The sequence below is a fragment of the Chryseobacterium sp. SIMBA_038 genome (assembly GCF_046535115.1).
In the GTDB taxonomy this organism is placed as follows: Bacteria; Bacteroidota; Bacteroidia; order Flavobacteriales; family Weeksellaceae; genus Chryseobacterium.
Window position 1 is genome coordinate 1 of the sequence record NZ_JAWRXH010000439.1, and the last position, 236, is coordinate 236.

General features: G+C 35.2%; 1 pseudogene. It reads right to left on the minus strand.

Annotated features, from left to right (window positions below):
- Positions 1 to 236, minus strand: a pseudogene (locus SB689_RS24190) (RecQ family ATP-dependent DNA helicase); the annotation flags it as partial.

Consider the following 236-nt stretch of genomic DNA (forward strand, 5'->3'; position numbering starts at 1 on the left):
CGGACATGGCACGGAGAAGAAGCTCTATGAAATAAGCGTCTTTTTGAGGCAATTGATCTATTTCATCTGACTTGATGAAAAGTTCCAGAGATGATAAGCTTTTGTTGGCATTATAATAAATGATTTCCTGATTGTGCAGGAAGTTGAGAATATTGTTGATCTTTGCTTTGGATAATCTTGTGAAGTTTTGTATTCCAACAGTATTCAGTTGGAATGTTTTTTCGGGTAACTCAAAT